Origin of the sequence: Herbiconiux daphne, assembly GCF_024979295.1 — a bacterium.
Lineage (GTDB): Bacteria > Actinomycetota > Actinomycetes > Actinomycetales > Microbacteriaceae > Herbiconiux > Herbiconiux daphnes.
On sequence record NZ_JANLCJ010000879.1, the window covers coordinates 1 to 502 of the forward strand.

The following is a 502-nucleotide window of genomic DNA, read 5'->3' on the forward strand; positions in this document are numbered from 1 at the left end:
AGAACCGATGATACCTGATTGAATATCAAAGCCCATCAGTTCTGGATCTGAACCCAAAGAAATAGTTGACACAGTTATTCCTCAATACGAGTTGGGATACCTGCTTCCGTACAGATTCGTTCCATTTCTGCAACGAGTTCGCCCACCACTTCCGTTGATGGACGGTCTTGGTTTTCAGGATGATTAAAGATAGCCATCCCATATACCGGGTTCCAACGCATAACGTTGTCGAACGGTACATCGCCTGAGATACCATAGCAATCAACCAGATTGCGAGTATACAGGTACGGTGCGTTCTGTCGAGTGACAGTACCGCGTGGACTTATAGCACGATTACCATGCCAGTCCCAGCGTTCGGCTGAAATGAAGCGTTGGTCATATGGATACCAACCACCTTCGCGCTCGTCGAAGTCATTGACAGTTGCATCACCCGATACATCATAGTTACCATTACGATAACGATAAAAACCGTCACGACGATAACCACGCAAGTCGGAGCCCA

Annotated in this window: 1 protein-coding gene; it reads right to left on the reverse strand. The window is 47.4% G+C overall.

Features of this window, described 5'->3' with window-relative positions; translation table 11 throughout:
• Window positions 1-74: 74 nt before the first annotated feature.
• The coding region (locus N1032_RS28170; protein WP_259544055.1) for a hypothetical protein at window positions 75-502 on the reverse strand (428 nt) is incomplete at its 5' end.